This is a genomic window from Streptococcus suis, from assembly GCF_016743335.1.
In the GTDB taxonomy this organism is placed as follows: Bacteria; Bacillota; Bacilli; order Lactobacillales; family Streptococcaceae; genus Streptococcus; species Streptococcus suis_Y.
Genome location: NZ_WCJE01000078.1, coordinates 1 through 3,361, shown reverse-complemented (window position 1 = coordinate 3,361; position 3,361 = coordinate 1). Strand labels below are relative to the sequence as shown.

3 protein-coding genes are annotated in these 3,361 nt (G+C 44.6%); all 3 read left to right on the top strand.

The genetic code is table 11. The features are described from left to right. The coding region (locus tag F9856_RS11800; RefSeq protein ID WP_202106711.1) for a DUF1542 domain-containing protein at positions 1–1,207 on the top strand (1,207 nt) is incomplete at its 5' end. Positions 1,208–1,364: 157 nt separating this feature from the next. Beyond that, the gene (gene hemW / locus F9856_RS11795; protein WP_202106710.1) at positions 1,365–2,501 is read left to right on the top strand and encodes a radical SAM family heme chaperone HemW; all 1,137 of its coding nucleotides are present in this window, start codon (positions 1,365–1,367) and stop codon (positions 2,499–2,501) included. A gap of 12 nt (positions 2,502–2,513) precedes the next feature. Next, positions 2,514–3,254 carry an acyl-ACP thioesterase domain-containing protein gene (locus tag F9856_RS11790; RefSeq protein WP_202106709.1) on the top strand — a complete coding sequence of 247 codons (741 nt, stop codon included), beginning with the start codon at positions 2,514–2,516 and terminating at the stop codon, positions 3,252–3,254. Positions 3,255–3,361 lie beyond the last annotated feature (107 nt).

Genomic DNA, 3,361 nt, shown 5'->3' with positions numbered 1-3,361 from the left:
CACAGCAACAGATAATGCCGGTGTAGAAAAAGCTCTTGCAGACGGTAAGTCAGCTATCGCAACAATTGACCCTTCTGCGAGTCCTAAGAAAGCAGCTGCTAAGCAAGACTTAGAAGAAGCTTACAACGCTAAGAAAGATGCCATTACCAATTCAGGTTTGACAGCTGAAGAAAAGGCTGCTAAACAAGTAGAGTTGGATAAAGCTAAAGCTGACGCAGATAGAGCGATTGCCGCCGCAACAGATGATTCAGGTGTAGATACAGCACTTGAAGCTGGCAAATCAGCGATTGCCGCAATCAACACAACTACAAGTGCTGAGAAAGCAGCTGCTAAGCAAGACTTGGAAGCAGCTTACAACGCTAAGAAAGCAGAAATTGAAAGTTCTGCCCTTACAGCTGACGAAAAAGCAGCGAGACAAGCAGAGTTGGATAAAGCTAAAGAAGCTGCTGAAAATGCTATTGACACAGCAACAGGTAATGCAGGTGTAGCTAAAGCACTTGAAGCTGGCAAATCAGCGATTGCCGCAATCAACACAACTACAAGTGCTGGAATCGACACAAGTACAAGTGCTACGAAGGCGCAAGCTAAGCAAGACTTGGAAACAGCCTACAATGCTAAGAAAGAAGAGATTGCAAACTCATCCTTGACTGCAGAAGAAAAAGCAGCGAAACAGGCAGAACTAGACCAAGCCAAATCAACAGCAAACAGCGCAATTGATGCAGCAACAGATAATGCAGGTGTAGCTAAAGCACTTGAAGATGGTAAGGCTGCGATTGACGCAATCAATACAAGCACAAGTGCTGGAATCGACACAAGCACAAGTGCTAAGAAGGCTCAAGCTAAGAAAGACTTAGAAGCAGCTTACAATGCTAAGAAAGCAGAAATTGAAAATTCTGCCCTTACAGCTGAAGAAAAAGCAGCGAAACAGGCAGAATTGGATAAAGCTAAAGCTGATGCAGATAAAGCTATTGATGCGGCAACTGATGATGCAGGTGTAGCTAAAGCTCTTGAAGCTGGTAAAGCGGCGATTGATGCAATCAATACAAGCACAAGTGCTGGAATCGACACAAGCTCAAGTGCTAAGAAGGCGCATAAGGAAAACAAGGTTCTTCCTAAGACTGGAGATAATGTTGGTTTATCAAGCGTCTTGGGCATAGCAGGTTTAGCTTTGTTGGGGACAGCAATTCGTAAAAAAAGAGAAGATTAACTATTTTCTTAAGGCTCTTTGTCAACTGTAGTGGGTAGACGAAAAGCTAACACCTAGAGAGGACGAAATTCGTTCTCTCTTTCTTCATGCGTACGGCGTGACGAGCCCTTGTTATTGGGCGGTTACAAAAGTCTAACAGTGTGCTATAATAGTTGGTATGAAAAAACGACCGACATCTGCCTATATCCACATTCCATTTTGTACCCAGATTTGTTACTACTGTGATTTTTCCAAGGTCTTTATTAAGAATCAGCCTGTTGACGAGTATTTGGCAGCCCTTATGGAAGAGGTTAAGTTTTACGACCTGCCAGCCCTCAAGACCCTCTACATCGGAGGCGGAACACCGTCGGCTCTCTCAGCAGAACAGTTGGACTACCTCCTGACCAATCTGGAGGACTTGCTGGACTTGTCGCAACTGGAAGAATTCACTATCGAGGCCAATCCAGGTGACTTGACGGCAGACAAGATTGCAGTTCTGAAAAAATCCAGGTGCAATCGGGTGTCGCTGGGGGTTCAAACCTTTGACGACCGTATGCTGAAAAAAATCGGTCGCAGCCACAATCAGGCCCAGATTTATGAAACTATTACTACCCTAAAGGAAGCGGGTTTCTACAACATTTCCATCGACCTGATTTATGCCCTGCCTGGTCAGACTATGGAACAGGTGGTCGATAATGTCGCCAAGGCCTTGGAGCTGGACATTCCCCACATGAGTCTCTATAGCTTGATTTTGGAGAATCACACGGTCTTCATGAACCGCCAGCGTCGTGGCAACCTCCATCTGCCCAACGAAGATCTGGAGTCCGATATGTTTGACTACATTCTTCAAGAGTTGGAGAAAAACGGCTTTGAGCACTACGAGATTTCCAACTTCACCAAGCCCGGCTTTGAAAGCCGCCACAACCTCATGTACTGGGACAACTCGGAGTACTATGGTCTAGGAGCTGGAGCATCTGGCTACATCGACGGCATGCGCTATCGCAACCGCGGCCCCATCCAGCACTACCTCAAATCCATCCGCGAAAAAGGCCATTCCCGCCTGCACGAAGAGTTTCTCAGCCAGACTGAGCAGATGGAAGAAGAGATGTTTTTAGGGCTACGGAAAAAAACTGGCGTGTCTATTGAGCGATTCGAGGAAAAGTTTGGTATCTCCTTTGAAGACCGCTACGGTCAGGTGGTCAGAGACTTGAAAAATGAAGGTCTTTTGCAAGAAGAAGACCGTTGGCTTCGGATGACCAAAAAAGGGTTGTTTTTAGGCGATACAGTTGCCGAGCGTTTCATTATAGAAGATTAGAAAGAGGACACAATGGGACTAACCTACCAAGAAAATTTCACCATTCCCTTTGATATGGTGGATGTTAAACAAGAAATTAAACTACCTGACTTTATTTCCTACTGTCTCGGTGTGTCAGGTCGGCAGTCGGAAGAACTAGGTCGCAGTGACCTCTATGTTTTTCAGGAATTTGGCTTGATTTGGGTCGTGACAGATTATGAACTAACTATTCAAAGCCTGCCCAAGTACAATGAAACCATTACCATTAAGACAGAAGCAGTTGCCTACAACAAGTTTTTCTGTCATCGGATGTTCTACATCTACGATGAGGCAGGTAATCTTTTGCTGGATATTCTCTGTTATTTTGTCTTGATTGATTTTGAGAGTCGCAAGGTTGCTCCAGTACCGGAAGCTTTGATTGCCCCTTACCAGTCTGAACAGGTCAAGAAATTGCCTCGGGCTCCCAAGTATCAGTTCTTGGAAAATCCATCTATTCAAGAATTTCCTGTTCGCTATTTTGACTTGGATATGAATGGGCATGTCAATAATGGGAAGTATCTGGAATGGATGTATGAAGCACTAGGCTATGATTTTCTGCTCTGCCATGTCCCTAAAAAAATCCAACTCAAGTATCTTAAGGAAGTAGAGGCGACTAGCTTGGTGAGTTCGCGTATGGTGTCTAATGCTTGTGTCAGTCAGCATGAGATTGTGGTAGATGGGCATATCCATGCGCAAGCTGTCATAGAATGGAGGGAACGTCATATCGCAGGATAAGTGGTTTGATACCTATTCGGATTTGTATTTTAGTATTGTACTGCTACCTAATATGGGGGTATATCATGAAATGGTAGGTATCTAGCAGATTGTGTGATATAATATTC

Excerpts from the sequence above, each read along its gene's own strand:
- hemW (WP_202106710.1), top strand. The coding sequence starts at position 1,365 with ATGAAAAAACGACCGACATCTGCCTATATCCACATTCCATTTTGTACC.
- F9856_RS11790 (WP_202106709.1), top strand. The coding sequence starts at position 2,514 with ATGGGACTAACCTACCAAGAAAATTTCACCATTCCCTTTGATATGGTG.